15 protein-coding genes are annotated in these 15,839 nt (G+C 71.0%); 8 read left to right on the forward strand and 7 right to left on the reverse strand.

Translation table 11 applies throughout. The features are described from left to right. Positions 1-128 precede the first annotated feature (128 nt). Positions 129-794: a PadR family transcriptional regulator gene (locus tag QFW96_RS21940; RefSeq protein WP_281457578.1), complete on the forward strand. Its 666-nt coding sequence runs from the start codon at positions 129-131 to the stop codon at positions 792-794. Then, positions 791-1,912: an inositol-3-phosphate synthase gene (locus QFW96_RS21945; RefSeq protein ID WP_406688371.1), complete on the forward strand. Its 1,122-nt coding sequence runs from the start codon at positions 791-793 to the stop codon at positions 1,910-1,912. The genes QFW96_RS21940 and QFW96_RS21945 overlap by 4 nt, the downstream gene beginning before the upstream one ends. A 274-nt stretch (positions 1,913-2,186) precedes the next feature. On the opposite strand, the gene QFW96_RS21950 is transcribed toward QFW96_RS21945, so the two are convergent. Beyond that, positions 2,187-3,044, reverse strand: coding sequence for a sensor domain-containing diguanylate cyclase (locus QFW96_RS21950; RefSeq protein WP_281457579.1), 858 nt, complete (start codon positions 3,042-3,044; stop codon positions 2,187-2,189). Between the two features lie 329 nt (positions 3,045-3,373). On the opposite strand from QFW96_RS21950, the gene QFW96_RS21955 reads away from it, so the two are divergent. Next, positions 3,374-4,672, forward strand: a complete 1,299-nt coding sequence (locus QFW96_RS21955) for a glycosyltransferase 87 family protein (protein WP_281457580.1) — start codon at positions 3,374-3,376, stop codon at positions 4,670-4,672. Between the two features lie 50 nt (positions 4,673-4,722). Here the strand turns inward: QFW96_RS21955 and QFW96_RS21960 are convergent, their stop codons facing one another. After that, complete coding sequence (locus QFW96_RS21960; RefSeq protein ID WP_281457581.1) at positions 4,723-5,823, reverse strand: hypothetical protein; 1,101 nt, start codon at positions 5,821-5,823, stop codon at positions 4,723-4,725. Between the two features lie 161 nt (positions 5,824-5,984). Beyond that, positions 5,985-6,755 (reverse strand): hypothetical protein, encoded by a 771-nt coding sequence (locus tag QFW96_RS21965; RefSeq protein WP_281457582.1) that lies wholly within the window; start codon positions 6,753-6,755, stop codon positions 5,985-5,987. Between the two features lie 353 nt (positions 6,756-7,108). On the opposite strand from QFW96_RS21965, the gene QFW96_RS21970 reads away from it, so the two are divergent. After that, positions 7,109-8,284: an AI-2E family transporter gene (locus QFW96_RS21970; protein WP_281457583.1), complete on the forward strand. Its 1,176-nt coding sequence runs from the start codon at positions 7,109-7,111 to the stop codon at positions 8,282-8,284. 203 nt (positions 8,285-8,487) lie between these two features. Here the strand turns inward: QFW96_RS21970 and QFW96_RS21975 are convergent, their stop codons facing one another. Further along, positions 8,488-9,684 carry a GGDEF domain-containing protein gene (locus QFW96_RS21975; protein WP_281457584.1) on the reverse strand — a complete coding sequence of 399 codons (1,197 nt, stop codon included), beginning with the start codon at positions 9,682-9,684 and terminating at the stop codon, positions 8,488-8,490. A gap of 208 nt (positions 9,685-9,892) precedes the next feature. Between QFW96_RS21975 and macS the strand changes: the two genes are divergently transcribed. Both macS and QFW96_RS21985 read left to right on the forward strand, forming a co-directional pair. Beyond that, positions 9,893-11,086, forward strand: a complete 1,194-nt coding sequence (gene macS, locus QFW96_RS21980; protein ID WP_281457585.1) for a MacS family sensor histidine kinase — start codon at positions 9,893-9,895, stop codon at positions 11,084-11,086. Continuing rightward, positions 11,083-11,763: a response regulator gene (locus QFW96_RS21985; protein WP_281457586.1), complete on the forward strand. Its 681-nt coding sequence runs from the start codon at positions 11,083-11,085 to the stop codon at positions 11,761-11,763. The genes macS and QFW96_RS21985 overlap by 4 nt, the downstream gene beginning before the upstream one ends. A 33-nt stretch (positions 11,764-11,796) precedes the next feature. Here the strand turns inward: QFW96_RS21985 and ptsP are convergent, their stop codons facing one another. After that, positions 11,797-13,446, reverse strand: coding sequence for a phosphoenolpyruvate--protein phosphotransferase (ptsP, locus tag QFW96_RS21990; protein ID WP_281457587.1), 1,650 nt, complete (start codon positions 13,444-13,446; stop codon positions 11,797-11,799). A 255-nt stretch (positions 13,447-13,701) separates the two neighbouring features. On the opposite strand from ptsP, the gene QFW96_RS21995 reads away from it, so the two are divergent. After that, positions 13,702-14,007, forward strand: coding sequence for a hypothetical protein (locus QFW96_RS21995; protein WP_281457588.1), 306 nt, complete (start codon positions 13,702-13,704; stop codon positions 14,005-14,007). A 271-nt stretch (positions 14,008-14,278) separates the two neighbouring features. Here QFW96_RS21995 and QFW96_RS22000 read toward each other — a convergent pair whose 3' ends face one another. Continuing rightward, positions 14,279-14,545, reverse strand: a complete 267-nt coding sequence (locus QFW96_RS22000) for a glutaredoxin domain-containing protein (RefSeq protein ID WP_281457589.1) — start codon at positions 14,543-14,545, stop codon at positions 14,279-14,281. A 176-nt stretch (positions 14,546-14,721) separates the two neighbouring features. Here QFW96_RS22000 and QFW96_RS22005 point away from each other — a divergent pair, with 176 nt between their 5' ends. Then, entirely contained in the window at positions 14,722-15,441 is a 720-nt protein-coding gene (locus QFW96_RS22005) for a TetR/AcrR family transcriptional regulator (protein WP_281457590.1), read from the forward strand. Between the two features lie 7 nt (positions 15,442-15,448). On the opposite strand, the gene QFW96_RS22010 is transcribed toward QFW96_RS22005, so the two are convergent. Next, the gene (locus QFW96_RS22010; protein WP_281457591.1) at positions 15,449-15,826 is read right to left on the reverse strand and encodes a hypothetical protein; all 378 of its coding nucleotides are present in this window, start codon (positions 15,824-15,826) and stop codon (positions 15,449-15,451) included. Positions 15,827-15,839: the final 13 nt, after the last annotated feature.

The raw sequence follows: 15,839 nt of genomic DNA on the forward strand, positions 1-15,839 counted from the left end.
GAACACCCCCGGCACCGCTCGACCGCGTGGTCCGATATATCGGCGCGATATAATCCGCCGGGTGACCCGGTCGGCGTTGACAGTCCTTATTATTCGCGGCGCCTATTAGACGCTGGTGGGAGGTGCAGATGCTCGAACTCGCGGTGCTCGGGCTGCTGCACAACTCGTCCATGCACGGCTACGAGCTGCGGAAACAGCTCAACGACACGCTCGGCGTGTTCCGGGCGCTCTCCTGCGGATCGCTGTACCCGACGCTGCGCAGGCTGTGCCGCGCCGGGCTGATCGAGGAGGAGTCGGACGCCGACGAGTCCAAGGCCTGGGGCCGACGCGCCCGCCGCGTGTACCGCATCACCGCCACCGGCGAGCAGCGCTTCGCCGAGCTGGTCGCCGACAGCAGCTCCCGCGCCTGCGAGGACAACGCCTTCGGCGTGCACGTGGTGTTCTTCTCCCGCACCCCCGCCGACGCGCGGCTGCGCATCCTCCTCGCGCGGCGCCGCCGCGTGGAGGAGCGGCAGGAGGGCCTGCGCAGCGCGCTGGCCCGGTCCGGCGAATGCCTGGACCGCTACACGCGGGAGCTGCACCGGCTTCGGCTGGACCACAGCGAGCGCGAGGTTCGCTGGCTGGACGAGATCATCGAGACCGAACGAGCCGAGCAGGCCGCTGCCTCGGCGGCAGTGCCCGATTCGACCGGGCCCGATTCGACCGGGCCCAACTCGACCGGGCCCGAAACCGGTGGCTGCCCGCACGCGGGCGATCCGCCACCGGCGCAACTCAAGCAAGGACACGACAGATGACCAAGAAGGAGGGCCCTGCCATGGGCGGAGATCGTCCCGGTCGCTCGGTGCGAGTGGCGATCGTCGGCGTTGGGAACTGCGCTGCATCGCTGGTGCAGGGTGTGCACTACTACTCCGACGCCGAGCCGGACACCCGGGTGCCCGGTTTGATGCACGTCGCCTTCGGCGACTACCACGTCAGCGACGTGAAGTTCGTCGCCGCGTTCGACGTGGACGCCAAGAAGGTGGGTCGGGACCTCTCCGAGGCCATCGTCGCCAGCGAGAACAACACCATCAAGATCGCCGACGTGCCGCCGCTGGGCGTCACCGTGCAGCGCGGCCACACCCACGACGGTCTGGGCCGGTTCTACCGGGAGACCATCGAGGAGTCCGACGAGCAGCCGGTCGACGTGGTCCAGGCGCTGCGCGACGCCGAGGTCGACGTGCTGGTGTCCTACCTGCCGGTGGGCTCCGAGGACGCCGACAAGTTCTACGCGCAGTGCGCCATCGACGCGGGCGTGGCCTTCGTCAACGCGCTCCCGGTGTTCATCGCCTCCGACCCCGAGTGGGCCGCCAAGTTCACCGAGGCCGGCGTCCCGATCGTCGGTGACGACATCAAGTCGCAGGTCGGCGCCACCATCACGCACCGCGTGCTGGCCAAGCTCTTCGAGGACCGGGGCGTGCACCTGGACCGCACGATGCAGCTCAACGTCGGCGGCAACATGGACTTCCTGAACATGAAGGAACTGGAGCGCCTGGAGTCGAAGAAGACCTCCAAGACGCAGTCGGTGACCTCGCAGGTCGACCGCGACCTGGGCAAGCGCAACGTGCACATCGGCCCGTCGGACTACGTGCCGTGGCTGGACGACCGCAAGTGGGCCTACATCCGGCTGGAGGGGCGCGCCTTCGGCGACGTGCCGCTGAACCTGGAGTACAAGCTCGAGGTGTGGGACTCGCCGAACTCGGCGGGCATCATCATCGACGCGATCCGCGCCGCCAAGATCGCCAAGGACCGCGGCATCGGCGGCCCGATCCTGTCGGCCTCCTCGTACTTCATGAAGTCGCCGCCGGAGCAGTACTCCGACTCCGACGCCTACCAGGCCGTCGAGGACTTCATCGCGGGCGACGCCGAGCGCTGACCCGGACCGGAAGCCAGAAGCGGGGCACCCACCTCACCGTGGGTGCCCCGCCTCGTTCAGCAGGGGTTACATGACCCAAGGTGTACCTCCTTCCGGGTCGGCGACCAGGTCTTTTTCAGATTCCAATGGTCATCTTGCGTAGCGGTGCGGGTAGCGGAACCTCAGACGCCGCCTGGACTCCGTGCGCCGCTCCTGATGTATGCCACGCGGCGGTGCCAGCTGCGAGGGTGGGGTTCCACGCCTCGCGGCTCCGCCGCTTGCACTCACTCCTCATTCAGGACCGCACCTTCGAAGTCAGCTGGTGTTCGGCTCGGGCGAGGACCGAGTGGACCGAGGCGTGGCCGTCGGTGGTGACCCAGGAGACGCGCAGGCCGGGGCGGACGCGCTTGCGCCCGACGCGCATCGGCCAGCCGGCGACCTCGCGGGCCTGCGCGGCGATCCGCTCGCCGGTGCCGCTCGGGTGCTCGGCGACCACCGCGAACTCGTCGCCGCCGTAGCGGGCCACGGTGTGCTCGTCCTTGAGCCCCTCGCGCAGCCGTCCGGCCAGCGTGGACAGCATCTCGTCGCCGCGCTCGAAGCCGTGCGCGGCGTTGAAGTCGGCCAGCCGCTGCACGTCGATGAGGACCAAGGTGGACAGCGTGCCCCGGGAGCGGGAGCGGACCAGCGACTGCTCCAGGCGGTCCAGCAGCAGCACGCGCCCGGGCAGCCCGGTCAGCGGGTCGAGCAGGCCGGAGGAGTGCGACACGTCGGTGTGCACCGACTGCAGCAGCACCAGCACTCGCCTGCGACCGCCGACGGTGACCGCGTGGTAGTCCGCCCAGATGCGGCTCTGGGTGTGACCGCTGATGATGACGAGCGGGATGGACAGCGGGCAGCCCGCCCGCAGCACCTGCCCGGCCAGGTCGGCCCAGTCCGGCATGGGCGAGCCGGTGTCGTCGCGGACCTCCCAGTCGTGCGGGCGGGTGCCGGTGAGCATGTCGGCCTTGTCGAGCTGCATCAGCCCGGCGGCGACGTCGTTGGTGGCCAGCACCTGGCCGCGGTCGTCGGTCAGCAGCATCCCGACGTTGAGCCCGCTGACGAGTTCGTCCCACACCGGCGCCAGCTGGGCAGCAGCCACGTCGAGGACACTCATTCGGCCCCTCCCTCCCCACCAAACGGAGCAGTCCGTTCGAGCCTCCCCTTGTGACCGGGCGCTTTTCAAGAGCGAAGCGACCACCCGTAACGGTGGAATAACCGTCCGTCCAACACAGAGCGTCAAGGCTCTTGTCACACCTTCCCCACGCGTCACCTCGATCCTCGGAAATTGATCATTCGTGCAGGTGAAACACGATCGGGAAGACCTCGCCGAAACGCCCCGCGTCCACAAGCGATAGAGAGAGCGTCACAACCGGCCTCCGACCGTCGGAGACGACCGGACTCATCTCTACCCTGGGGCGGCAGTGGTAGCCGAGAGGATGGTGCATGTCCATGCCCGGAACCGCGGACCTGCGTCCGCTGGCCGAGCGACTGCGTGATCACAGGTCGTTGCTGGCCGTCATCGCGATCGCCGAGCTGATCGCCGTGGTGGTGGTCTCGACCGTCAACACCCACGACCACATCGACGGCGAGGTCTACCGGCAGGGCGCTCAGGCGCTGCTGGCGGGCCGCGATCTGTACCACGGCCTGCCCCCCACCGAGTCCGGGCTGCGGCTGCCGTTCATCTACCCGCCGTTCGCGGCGATCGTGTTCGCGCCGCTGGCGCTGGTGCCGAAGGCGATCTCCACCGCGGTGATCATGCTGGTCAGCCACCTCGCGCTGCTGACCACGCTGTACGTGGTGCTGCGCGAGTCGACGTTCCTGCAGGCGCACCGCGACAAGGTGCTGCTGGTGACCGCCGCCGTGCTGCCGATCGCCACGATCAGCGAGCCGATCATGGAGACGATCACCTACGCGCAGATCAACATCGTGCTGATGGCGCTGGTCGTCGTGGACTGCCTGTGGCGGGTCGAGGGCACCAAGAAGCTGCCCTACCCGCGCGGCCTGCTGATCGGCATCGCCGCCGGCATCAAGCTCACGCCGCTGGTGTTCCTGCTGCTGCCGCTGCTGCGCAAGGACTTCCGGATGATCGCCGTGTCGCTGCTGGGATTCGCGGGCACCGCGCTGCTCGGGCTGCTGGTCACCTTCGACAACGCCCGTCGCTTCTGGCTGCACGAGATGTTCGCGACCAGCAACGTCAACTTCGGGCCGAAGTTCACCGGCGACGCCTCGACCTACGCGGGCAACCAGTCGATGAAGTCGCTGCTGGCGAAGCTGAGCGTGCCGCACCTCGGCCTGCTGCTGGGCGTGCTCGTGGTGCTGGTGCTGGGCCTGGCCGTGCTGGGGATGCTCAACGCGATCCGGCAGCGCGACCTGCCGACCGCCGTGGTGATCAACGGCGTGCTCGGGCTGCTGCTCTCGCCGATCTCCTGGTCGCACCACTGGGTCTGGGCGATCCCCGGCCTGGTGCTGCTCGGCGGCGCGGCCGTCGTGCGCCGCGACTGGGCGATGCTGCTGATCACGACGATGATCGGCTGCTTCTTCATGATGGGCCCGCACTGGAAGATGCCCCAGGGCAAGGGCCTGGAGCTGACCTGGAACGTCTTCGAGCAGTTCGTCGGCAACTCGTACGTCTACTTCGGGCTCGCCTTCCTGATCTACAACGTCGTCCTGTGGTGGCGGGAGCGGGACCGGGAACCGGTGGACATCCCACGGGTGGAGAAACCGCCTGCTGTGACGCCCTGAGACGTGAAGAAGGCCCCCTCCACCGGAGGGGGCCTTCTTCGCTCTCGCCATCAGATGCGGTTCATGACCACGGTCTCGGCGTTGTCGAAGCGGTGCATCATCTCGGGGCTGACCGCCGGCATCGGCAGCGTGACGTCCGGGGCACCGGACAGCAGCGGCAGCTCGGAGCGGGAGGCGACCATCGTCCGCTGCGGCAGGACGGCGTCCTCCAGGGCAGCGGTGATCCGGTTCGGCGTCGGCGCCGAGGCCGAACCGTTCTGCAGCGCGTTGAGCTCGCCGAGGCCCGGCAGCGGCGCGGACAGGCCCGGGCCGCTGCGCTCGACGGTGCCCGGGACCTTGGACAGCTCCAGCAGCGACAGGCCGTCCAGCAGCGGCACCTCGGTGACCGGGGCCTGCCGCTCGCCCGGCACGTGCAGCGGCACGAATTCCGCGGGCGAGGCCGGGGGAGCGGGCGGTTCGGCCAGCGCCGCGGACAGCACCAGCGGCGGCACCGTGTGCAGGTCGCTGCGCAGCCCGCCCACGTCGGACGCGGTCAGGTCGACGGCGTCGGTGGCCAGCAGGCCGCCTTCCAGCAGACCGGCGGGCTCGGGCTGCTCGCGGGAGGCCAAGGCGCCCTCGTAGAGGTCCATGATCCCGTCGGCCTGGCCGAAGCCGTCGAAGTAGACGAGGTCGTCGTGCGGGATGACCAGCTCGGCGGTCTGCGGCCCGCTGTCGCCCGCGGGATCGCGGACGACGTCGCCGATCGAGGCGGACCAGCTCAGCGAGCGGTGGAAGCCCTCGGCCGGGGTGACAGGCGCGGGCCCCTGCGCCGCGCGGCGCAGGTCAAGCGGCTTGGCCTCGGCCGGGTCCGCGGCCCACCCCGCCAGCTGCAGCGGCGACTCCTGGAAGCGCAGCGCGGGGATCTCGCGGGTCAGCTCGTTGGCGGACTCATCGAGGTGGTCACGACGCTGCGCACCCTCTGCGAACAGGTCTCCGGCCAGGCAACGGCCCAGCGGCGCAGTGTCGTCGAGCGCGGGCGGGAACACCGACTCTCCCAACGGCATCGGACGCTGCTGACAGGCGTCCCCGGCGGAAGCGACCCCCGTTCCGACGGCCAGCATGCCACCAGTGACCAGCGCGGTCTGAACGCCGCGCTTCGCCCAAGTCTGCATGGATCTTCTCCTTCACCAGGCTCCCCGCGTTCGGGGGGAAAATCAACTTCGAGCGCCGCACCGCAATCAGAACTTGATCATGGTCGGGCGGCGGTGGACTCAGATCGCGAAGTGACCGGCGCGCGGCATCGCCACGCTGCGAGTCGCGGCCGGTCAGCGGGTCAGTCGGGAGTCGCGCCGGGCTGCGGGGCCGGGACGCCGCGCGGCAGCTCGTGCCGATCGCCGGCGCAGGCGTCCGGCCGGGCGGCGTCGGCCCTCGGGACCGCCGGGTGCCTGCCGAGCAGACCGGTGCCGTGCTGCTGCCCGTCCGCCGTCTTGGCGCACCCGGCGGGCGCGGGCAGCGCGGAGCCTCCCTCCGGGAGCTCCGGGTCGGGGGTGTCGGGAACGGGGTGTCCGCCCGTCCGGACCGGGTCGTCCGCCTGCACCGCGGACGCGGGCTCCGGAACGGGGGCGTCCGCGGCGGGCCGCGGGACGTCCGCCTGCCGGTCCGGCGCGGCGGCGGTGTTCGGGGTGGGTTCCGCCGGATCCGCGGGCCCAGCGGCCTGCGGGGATTCCGCGACCTCCGGCGGCTCGGCGGCGGTCTCCTCGTCGAGATCGCCGGTGAGCAGGTGCCCGACTGGTTCGGCGGGCACCAGGGAGAGCGGGTCGACGCGGTCGAGCGGGAACGAAGCCGGATCGGACACCCGCTCCACCGCCGCGGCCGGAACTCGCGCGACCTGATCGGTGAGCGCGGCCGCCCCGGACAGCGCCGGGGAGTCCGCCAGGGCGGGGGCGTCGGTGAGCGACTGCGCGGGCTCGTCCGACGCAGCCTCCGCGGGCTGGCCGATCAGCAGGGCCGCGGAGGTCCCGGCAGCCGCCGTTCCGGCCAGGACCAGGGCACGACCGAGCCACCGCCGTGCGGCGGTGAGCGTCGTGCGGTCGCGGACGGACATCGCGGTGCCAGAACCTCCTCGGCCTGCTGTGACTCCCCCACGGAGCTTCGTCCTCCCTCGCGTCCGGAACTCTGTCAAACCAAGGTCGACTTCCGTAAGCGCACGGAAGCCAGTTCGCTACATCGTGTTACACACCCCGACTTGCCGAACCCCCCCGAACCGGACGTCCCCGACGGGCGGGGTGTCCGGATTGCGCCGGTGTTCCGGGTCCCCGATCGCGGCCGCATTCCGCGTGCGACCCGGATTGCGGCCGTGTTCGGGTTCCGGAGAACCGCTGTGATCCGGTCGCCCAGGGCACGACGGGTGGCGGCGTTGGGGGGTTGCGGAATCAAGATCGGCGATACGGTGGCGGGGTGAGCGAGCCGAAGATCAGCGGGCCGGACGACGCCTCCACGTCGATCCCACGGGTGCTGCGGGTGTCCGCGGCGGTGAGCTGGCGGATGCTGGTGATCGCCGCCGCTCTCTACGTGATGGGCGTGATCATCACCCGGATCTACGTGGTCGTGATCCCGGTGGCCATCGCGCTGCTGCTGTCGGCGCTGCTGGCGCCCCTGGTGTCGTGGCTGGCCCGGCACAAGGTGCCCCGGTCGCTGGCGACGGTGATGGTGCTGGTCGGCGGCCTCGCCGTGGTCGGCGGAGTGCTGACCGGCGTCGTCAACGCCTTCATCAACGGCTTCCCCGACCTGCAGCGCCAGGTCGTGGCCAGCCTCGAAGCGATGCGGCAGTGGCTGGCCGTGTCGCCGCTGCACCTCAACGACGACCAGATCGCCAACTACATCCAGCAGGCGCGGGACTGGCTGCAGTCCAACCAGGCGATGCTCACCAGCGGCGCCCTGTCCACGGCGAGCACCTTCGGCAACCTGCTGACCGGGCTGGTGCTGGCGCTGTTCACCCTCATCTACTTCCTGTACGACGGCCGTCGGGTGTGGCTGTTCGTGATCCGGCTGGCCCCGCGCCACGTGCGCGACAAGGTCGACCGCGCCGGTATCGCCGGGTTCACCTCGCTGGTCGGGTTCGTGCGGGCCACCGCCCTGGTCGCGGTGGCCGACGCGCTCGGCATCGGTCTGGGCCTGGTGATCCTGGGCGTTCCGCTGGCGATCCCGCTGGCCGCGCTGGTGTTCCTCGGCGGTTTCGTGCCGATCGTCGGTGCGGTCGCCTCGGGCGCGGTCGCGGTCCTGGTGGCGCTGGTGACCGAGGGCTGGATCGTGGCGCTGATCGTGGTCGGCATCGTGCTGGCCGTGCAGCAGCTGGAGGGCAACGTCCTGCAGCCGCTGATCCTCGGGCGCGCGGTGCAGATCCACGCGCTGGGCGTGGTGCTGGCGATCAGCATCGGCGTCGTGATCAACGGCATCGTCGGCGCGCTGCTGGCGATCCCGATGGTCGCGGTGCTCAACGCCGCCATCCGCGCGCTCGTCGCCGTCGAGGAGGAGATCCCGGACACCACCGGCCTCCCGCTCGAACCGTCCGACGAGGAACCCGAGGACGAACCGGCCGACGAGACCGAGGACGACGAGAAGAAGAAGGACTAGGCGATTCCGCGGCATGCGGCGGAGCCGCGTTCTCTTCCACCACCCCGGCAACTGGCACCGGCGCCTTCGTGGCGAGCACGCCGGGACGCCGCGTGTTCGAAATGCTCGAGGAGCGGCGCGCGGAGTCCACGAAGGCGCGGCGCTGTCCCCATCGGGGGTTTCCGCCACCCGCACCGCTGAGCAACGCAAGTCCTCAACGGTTCCTAGGCCACCGTCACGGCGTTCCGGCCCGCTGCCTTCGCCGCGAGCATGGCGGCGTCGGCGGCGAGCAGGAGGTCGGTGAGCTCGTAGTCGAACCGGCCGGTGGCCGCGACGCCGATGCTCACCGTCAGGCCGGTGAGCTCGCGCTGCTCGCCCCGGATGTCGCGGACGGGCACCGACAGGGCGGTGGTGGCCGCGCGGATCCGGTCGGCCACCCGGTAGGCGGTCTCGCACTCGGTGCCCGGCAGCAGCACCACGAACTCCTCACCGCCGAAGCGCCCGGCCAGGTCCTCCCGGCGGACGTTGTTCCTGAGCATCCCGGCGAACCTGCCCAGCACGGTGTCGCCCGCCACGTGGCCGACCTCGTCGTTGACCCGCTTGAAGTGGTCGAGGTCCAGCAGCAGCACGGCGACCGGCTGCTGCCGCTGCCGGGCTCGCATCAGCTCCAACCGCGCGAGCCGGTCCCAGTGGGTGGCGTTGGCGAGCCCGGTCTTGCCATCGCTCTGCGCCGACCGCCGCCACTGCGGCAGCTGGCTGGCCAGGTCCAGCAGCACCATCGACGGACCGGCCAGCAGCGCGGCGAACGGCGCCCACTGCATCGCCACCGCCAGCAGACCGCCGAGGCTCGCCGCGACGATGCCCAGCAGCACGTCGATCGGCTCGCCCAGCACCGCGGTGCGGGTGGCTTCCGGCCTGCGCAACCGGATCCCGCCCGCGACCACCGAGGACCGCACGACCAGCAGCACGACGCCGGTGACGAAGAACCCCGGCGAGGTCCACACCGGCTCGTCCCAGCCCATCACCAGCCGCGCTGCGAACGTGGCGACGGTGGTGGCCGCGGTGGTGAACAACCAGCGGTGCGGTTCGGGCCGGTCGTGCAGAACCCCGTGCAGCGCGGGCCCGAGCAGCAGCAGGGCCAGGAGATTCGGTGGCAGCAGCAGGATTCCGGCCGCGAGGTAGACGATGTGCAGCGTCCAGGGGTTGCGCCGGATCTGCCGCCGGAGGTTGATCGACACTGAGGTGACCACGATGGTCGCGCCCGCCGTCACGGCCAGCGCCGCGAAGTGGGCGAGGTCGTCGGGATCGGGCCGCCGCCCGGTGACGAACACCAGCACGACGAGGGCCAGCGCGAGCGCTTGGACGAGCAGGACGTAGCCGATCGCAGCAGGGCGCATCCGCCACAGCGACCAATGCCCCATCTCTCACCTCCCGTCCGGAGCCTCGCACAGCGATTCGGCGGACCGAAGCACAACGTGAAAACGGTGAACGGCGTTTCGCGCCGAAGACCCCCGACCGGGCGTGACGGCTCGGCGGAACGGAGCAACGCGACGCGCGTCGCTTTCCCTCCCGCGCGATTCCGCCGCGGGCCGCGCGTGGGGCAGGATGGTCGGTCGGGAGGAGTTCGAGTTGACCGGTTCGCAAGCAGCGCCGACGCCACCTCAGGTGGCCGACGGGCGCACCCCGCTGTGGCGGGGGCACAACGTCTTTCGCGTCGTGACGTTCCTCTACGCCGCGTTCTGGTTCGGCATGAACTACAGCTCCTACGCGCGGCCTTGGCTGGCGGCCATCTGCATCAGCTGCATGGCGGTGTGGACGGTGTTCACGATCTGGCGCTACCGGACCCGGGCCGGGCGCACGAACCTCCTGGTGGCCACCGACGTGGTGGTGGTCAACGCGCTGTTCCTGCTCAACGAGTTCATCCTGACCGAGGCGCACATGAACACCTCGGACCCGTCGGTGGTGACGGTCTGGCACTCCACCGGCGTCACCGCGGCGGCGGTGCAGTGGGGGATGAAGGGCGGTGTCGTCGCGGGGATTCTCGCCGCGGGGGCGAACCTGCTGATCCGCGGCCGGATCGGCTCGGACATGGCGATGGACACGCTGCTGCTGGTCGGGGTCGGGCTGGTGATCGGTCTGAACTCGGACACCGCGCGCCGGTCGACCGAGCGGCTCGCGCGGGCGCTGCGCGCCGAAGCCGCCACGGCGGAGCGGGAACGGCTCGCCCGGTCCATCCACGACAGCGTGCTGCAGGTGCTGGCCCGGGTGCGCAGGCGCGGCGCCGAACTCGGCGGCGAGGCGGCGGAACTCGCGGAACTGGCGGGGGAGCAGGAGATCAAGCTGCGCTCGCTGATCGCCACCAAGCCGGAGTCCACTGAGGACGGTGAGACGGATCTGGCGGCCCGGCTCCAGGTGCTGCGCACCGCGCGGGTGCACGTGTCGGTGCCGGGAAACCCGGTTCGGCTGACGGAGCAGCTCAGCGCGGACCTCGCGGCGGTGGTCCGGGAGGCGCTGGCCAACGTCGACAAGCACGCGGGCGAGAAGGCCCAGGCGTGGGTGCTGCTGGAGGAGCTGCCGGACGAGATCGTGCTCAGCGTCCGCGACGACGGGCCGGGCATCCCCGACGGACGGTTGGACGAGGCCGCCGCCGAAGGGCGGATGGGAATTGCGAAATCCATCCGGGGTCGGGTCACCGCCCTGGGTGGGATGATCACCCTCGACACCGCGCCGGGCGAGGGAACCGAGTGGGAGGTGCGCGTCCCGCGCGCTCCCGAGACCCCCCGCGCCCCCAGGAATGCACGCCGCAGAGGAGGAGAGCGATGAGCGAACCGCCGGTCACCGTGATGGTCGTCGACGACCACCCGATGTGGCGGGATGGGGTCGCGCGCGATTTGGGCGAGCGCGGTTTCGAGGTCCGCGCGACCGCGGGCGACGCCGCGTCGGCGCTGCGCATCGCGCAGGCCGTGACGCCGGACGTGGTGCTGATGGACCTCAACCTGGGCGACACCTCGGGCGTGCAGGCGACGCTGCAGATCACCCAGGAGATCCCCGGGACGCGGGTGCTGGTGCTCTCGGCGAGCGGCGAGCACGCCGACGTCCTGGAGGCCGTCAAGGCCGGCGCCTCGGGCTACCTGGTCAAGTCCGCCTCGGCGGAGGAGCTGGTGGACGCGGTCCGCCGCACGGCCGCCGGCGACGCGGTGTTCACCGCGGGCCTGGCCGGCCTGGTCCTCGGCGAGTACCGCCGCATGGCCATCACCCCCGACTCGGAGCACCAGGCCCCGCAGCTCACCGAGCGCGAGACGGAGGTCCTGCGCCTGGTGGCCAAGGGCATGACGGCCCGCCAGATCGCGACGAAGCTGGTCATCTCCCACCGCACGGTCGAGAACCACGTCCAGTCGACGCTCCGCAAGCTCCAGCTGCACAACCGCGTGGAACTCGCTCGCTACGCGATCGAGCACGGCCTCGACCAAGACGGAGACCCCGACCCCGAGGACTCCTGACCCGGCGCCGCGTTGCCGCGTGCGGCGCCGAGGTCAGGCGAGGGTGGTCTTGGTGGTTTGCCGGGCTGCTGCTGCGCTGGGGGCTTCGAGGGCTGCTTCGGCGGCCTTGCGGAACGTGCCGAGGGGGTGTTGGGCGAGGGCTGCGCCTACCGCTCGGACGGCCGAGGCGTTCATCGAGAGGCTGGTGACGCCGAGACCCGCGAGAACGCCCGCCAGGTGCGGGTCGGAGGCGGCTTCGCCGCAGACACCTACCGATTTGTCGACATGTCGACCCGCCTGCCCGATCATCGCGATGAGCCGCAGCAGCGCGGGCTGCCAGGGGTCGTTGAGCCCGGCCAGTGCGCCGGCCATCCGGTCGGCGGCGAAGACGTACTGGGCCAGGTCGTTGGTGCCGATGCTGACGAAGTCGACGGCCTGCAGGATCTCCGCCGCCGACAGCGCGGCGGCCGGGACCTCGATCATCACGCCGACTCGATCGATTCCGCGGGCGCGAGCGCGCTCGGCGAACCACGCGGCCTCGTCCGCGGTGGCGACCATCGGCGCCATCACGGACACCTCGGCTCCGGAGTCCTGAGCCGCTCCGGCGATCGCCTCCAGCTGGGTGTCGACCAGGTCCGGCCGGTCGAAGGCGACCCGCAGGCCGCGCACGCCCAGCGCCGGGTTCGGCTCGACACCCATGTCCAGGAACGCCAGCGGCTTGTCCGCCCCGGCGTCGAGGGTGCGCACGACCACGGGCTTGCCCGCGAACGGCGCCAGCACCTCGGCGTAGGCGGCGCGCTGGGTGGCCACGTCGGGTTCGACGTCGGCGCCCAGGTAGCAGAACTCGGTGCGGAACAGCCCGACTCCCTGCGCACCGGCCTCGACGGCCGCGGTCGAGTCGGTGGCCGAGCCGACGTTGGCCAGCACCTTGACCGGCGCGCCGTCGGAGGTCTGCCCGACGCCGTCCCAGTCTGCGTGCTCGGGTCGCTCGGCGGCGCGGGCCGCGACCTCGACGTCCGAGAGCTCGACCGTCCCCTCGTCGCCGTCGACGGTGGCGCCGGAGGCCGGGACACCGGAGGCGGGGACACCGAGCACGCCGCGCACCGCGACGACCGCCGGAATCCCGAGCGCGCGCGCCAGGATCGCGGTGTGGCTGGTGGGCCCGCCCTCCTCGGTGACCAGCGCGAGCACCAGCTCGGGGTCGAGGTCGGCGGTGTCGGCGGGCGCGAGGTCGCGGGCGACCAGCACGCTCGGCGCGGTGATCTCGGGGACGCCGGGCGGGGTGACGCCCTCGATCACGGCGATGATCCGGTCCCGCACGTCGTGCACGTCGCGGGCGCGCTCGGCCATGTAGCCGCCGGCGGCGCGAAGCGCGTCGGCGAAGCCGTTGGCGGCCTCGAAGACGGCGCGGGCGGCGGGCAGCGACCGGGTCGACACGAGCTGCTCGGCCTGCGAGGTCAGGGCCGGGTCCATGGCCATCGCGGCGGTGGTCTCCAGCACGGCCTTGGCGTCGCCGCCGACCTTCGCAGCGCGCTGGAACAGCCCTTGGGCCACCGCGTCGGCGGCGGGGCTGATCCGGGCGGCCTCGGCGACGAGATCGGCCGGGGCGGGCGTGGCGGCGGGCTCGGGCAGCGGGTCGGCGACCCGGACGATCGGCCCGGCGGCACGGCCGGAGCTGACTCCGACACCAGTCAAACGCGACATGGTCTAGACCATACCTTTCCGAGTTGCTCAGCAGAAGCGCGCGGCGCGGATACGACACGCACCTCAACACCCCGCTGAAGACCAGCGTAGGGACGGTTTTCCCATTTGGCTTGATCGTGTGAGCCAGCGGGCGCCCGCGGGTCCGCCGCGGGTTCCTACGTCACCCGGATGCAGCAGCGGGTGGCGTTACTCATAGGTAACAACTGAGTAGCCGTACGGATCCGGCTCGCACCCCTGAAATCGCAGGCTGTGGGCATGACATTCACCGCGACGCTCACCGAGCCGAAACTGGACGCGCACCGCTTCACCGAGCGACTGGCCGCCCTCGTGACCTTCTTCGCGGCCCAACCCTCACCGTCCGACGACGACCCCGCGAGCCACCGCTTCCGCACCCAGGCCCCCCGTTCCCGTGCCGAGGAGGACCGGGCCGAAACCGCCCCTGGCGAGCCGGTCGACACGAGCCACCACGACGAATCCCAGTCCCCGGTCGCCTCGACCGGGGAACCCGGCGAACGCGAACAGCGGAAAGGCCGGAAAAGACCGGGAAGAAAACGCGAGTAACGCCCTCACCAGGGAAAACACCCTGAATGCAGAATTTGATGTGCTTTCGGACACAGCGGATTATTCCGCTTGTGATCCACCGTTCGAGCGAATTCCGCTGTCAAGGTGGATCTTTTCCCCGGGCGTTGCCGTCAAACTGAACGGGTTGTCGCTCGTCGGTAATCGCGCCATCGACGATCGCAACCTGCTGTGGGCCGGCCGCAACGCCCCCCGTGCGGTCGGCCCACGGTCTCAGCTCCCCGGGCCCGCTTCCCGGGTCAGGACGACCCGCTCAGGCGGGCAGCAGGTGCGGAGCGTGCTCGGCCACCGCGGCCAGGACCTGCCGGGTCGACGGGTTGACCGCCTGCCAGTCCCCGATCACCACGGTGGGCACGGTCTCGTTGCCGTCGGCGATGGAGCGCACGACGCCCGCCGCCTCCGGGTCCTGCCAGATGTCGACCTCCTCGAACGCCAGACCGGACCCCTGCAGGCCCGCGCGCAGCGACATGCAGAACGGGCACCCCGGCCTGCTGTAGACGGTGACGTGTTCCGCGGACATCCGACCTCCAGTTCGCCAAGCTCCTCTGCAAGCTTCAACGATCCCGGCGCCGAATTCATCCGCCGGGAGACGCAGCTCATGTCGTCCACACAGGACCCCTTCCAGCGCAGCGGTGACGCCCGTTACGGTCTGACCGTCCGGCCGAGGGGCCGGACCGGGACCGAGGGGTGGAGGACATGACGGAGCTGTCCCCGCGCGAGACGGAGCTGTCCCCGCGCGAGCGGGCGCGGGCGGCCACCGAGCAGGACATCCGGCACCACGCCCGGACGCTGCTCGTCGAGCACGGCAGCGACGCGGTGACGCTGCGCGCGATCGCGCGCGAGCTGGGCATCACCGCGCCCGCCCTCTACCGCTACTACGCCTCCCGCGAGGACCTGCTGCGGCAGCTCTGCGACGACGTCTGCGCCGACCTCTCCGAGGAGCTCTCGGCGGCGTTCGACCCGGTCACCGAGCACTTCCTGGACCGCACGTTCGCGGTCTGCCGCCGGTTCCGCTCCTGGGCGCTGGCGCACCCGAAGGAGTTCGCGCTGGTCTTCGCGACCCCGAAGGACCGCTCCCGGCAGCCGGACCGGTTCGCGGGCGTGTTCCTGAGCATCGTCGCCCCGATGATCTCGGAGAACCCGAACGCGCAGGAGAAGGTGAAGGCGTCGGTGGACCTGCCGGACCTGTCGGTGCAGCAGAAGTCGTTGGCCGACGCCTTCTCCCACGAGGGCATCGACATGCCCCCGGAAGCCCTGGACGCAGAGGCGGTGTACTTCCTTATGCGCTGGTGGGTGCGCCTGTACGGGCACATCGCGCTGGAGGTCTTCGGCCGCTTCCCGTTCGAGGTGATCCACGCCGATCAGCTCTTCGACGCGGCGCTGCAGGAGCTGGCCGAGGAGAGCGGCCTGATCTGAGCCTCACTCAGTGTGGTCGGATCAGCGCGGGCCCGAGCTCGACCTGCACGCGCGGGTGACAGACGTCCGCGTGGAACCTCTCGCGCAGGCGATGCGCCCCGATGTAGGGCGGTGGCTCCGTCCGCGCCCGCATCCGCGCCGTCCCCGGACGCCGGTCCGCCTCCAGCACGGCGATGAAATACCTTGCGAATTCGGAGAGTTCGCTCCGCTCGCGGATCGACTTCTGCAGCGCCCACACGGTCAGCGCGCCCGGCCCTGACCCCGCGTGCTGGCCGTTCCCACCGCGCAGCGGGAAGGTCAGCAGGACAACGGCCGTCACCAGGAGTGCACCCACCCCCACGAGCCACCCGGTTGAGAACACCTGAAGCGTGATTTCGCGAAACATGCTGTCATACCTC

Source organism: Saccharopolyspora ipomoeae (assembly GCF_029952525.1).
GTDB classification, from domain to species: domain Bacteria; phylum Actinomycetota; class Actinomycetes; order Mycobacteriales; family Pseudonocardiaceae; genus Saccharopolyspora; species Saccharopolyspora ipomoeae.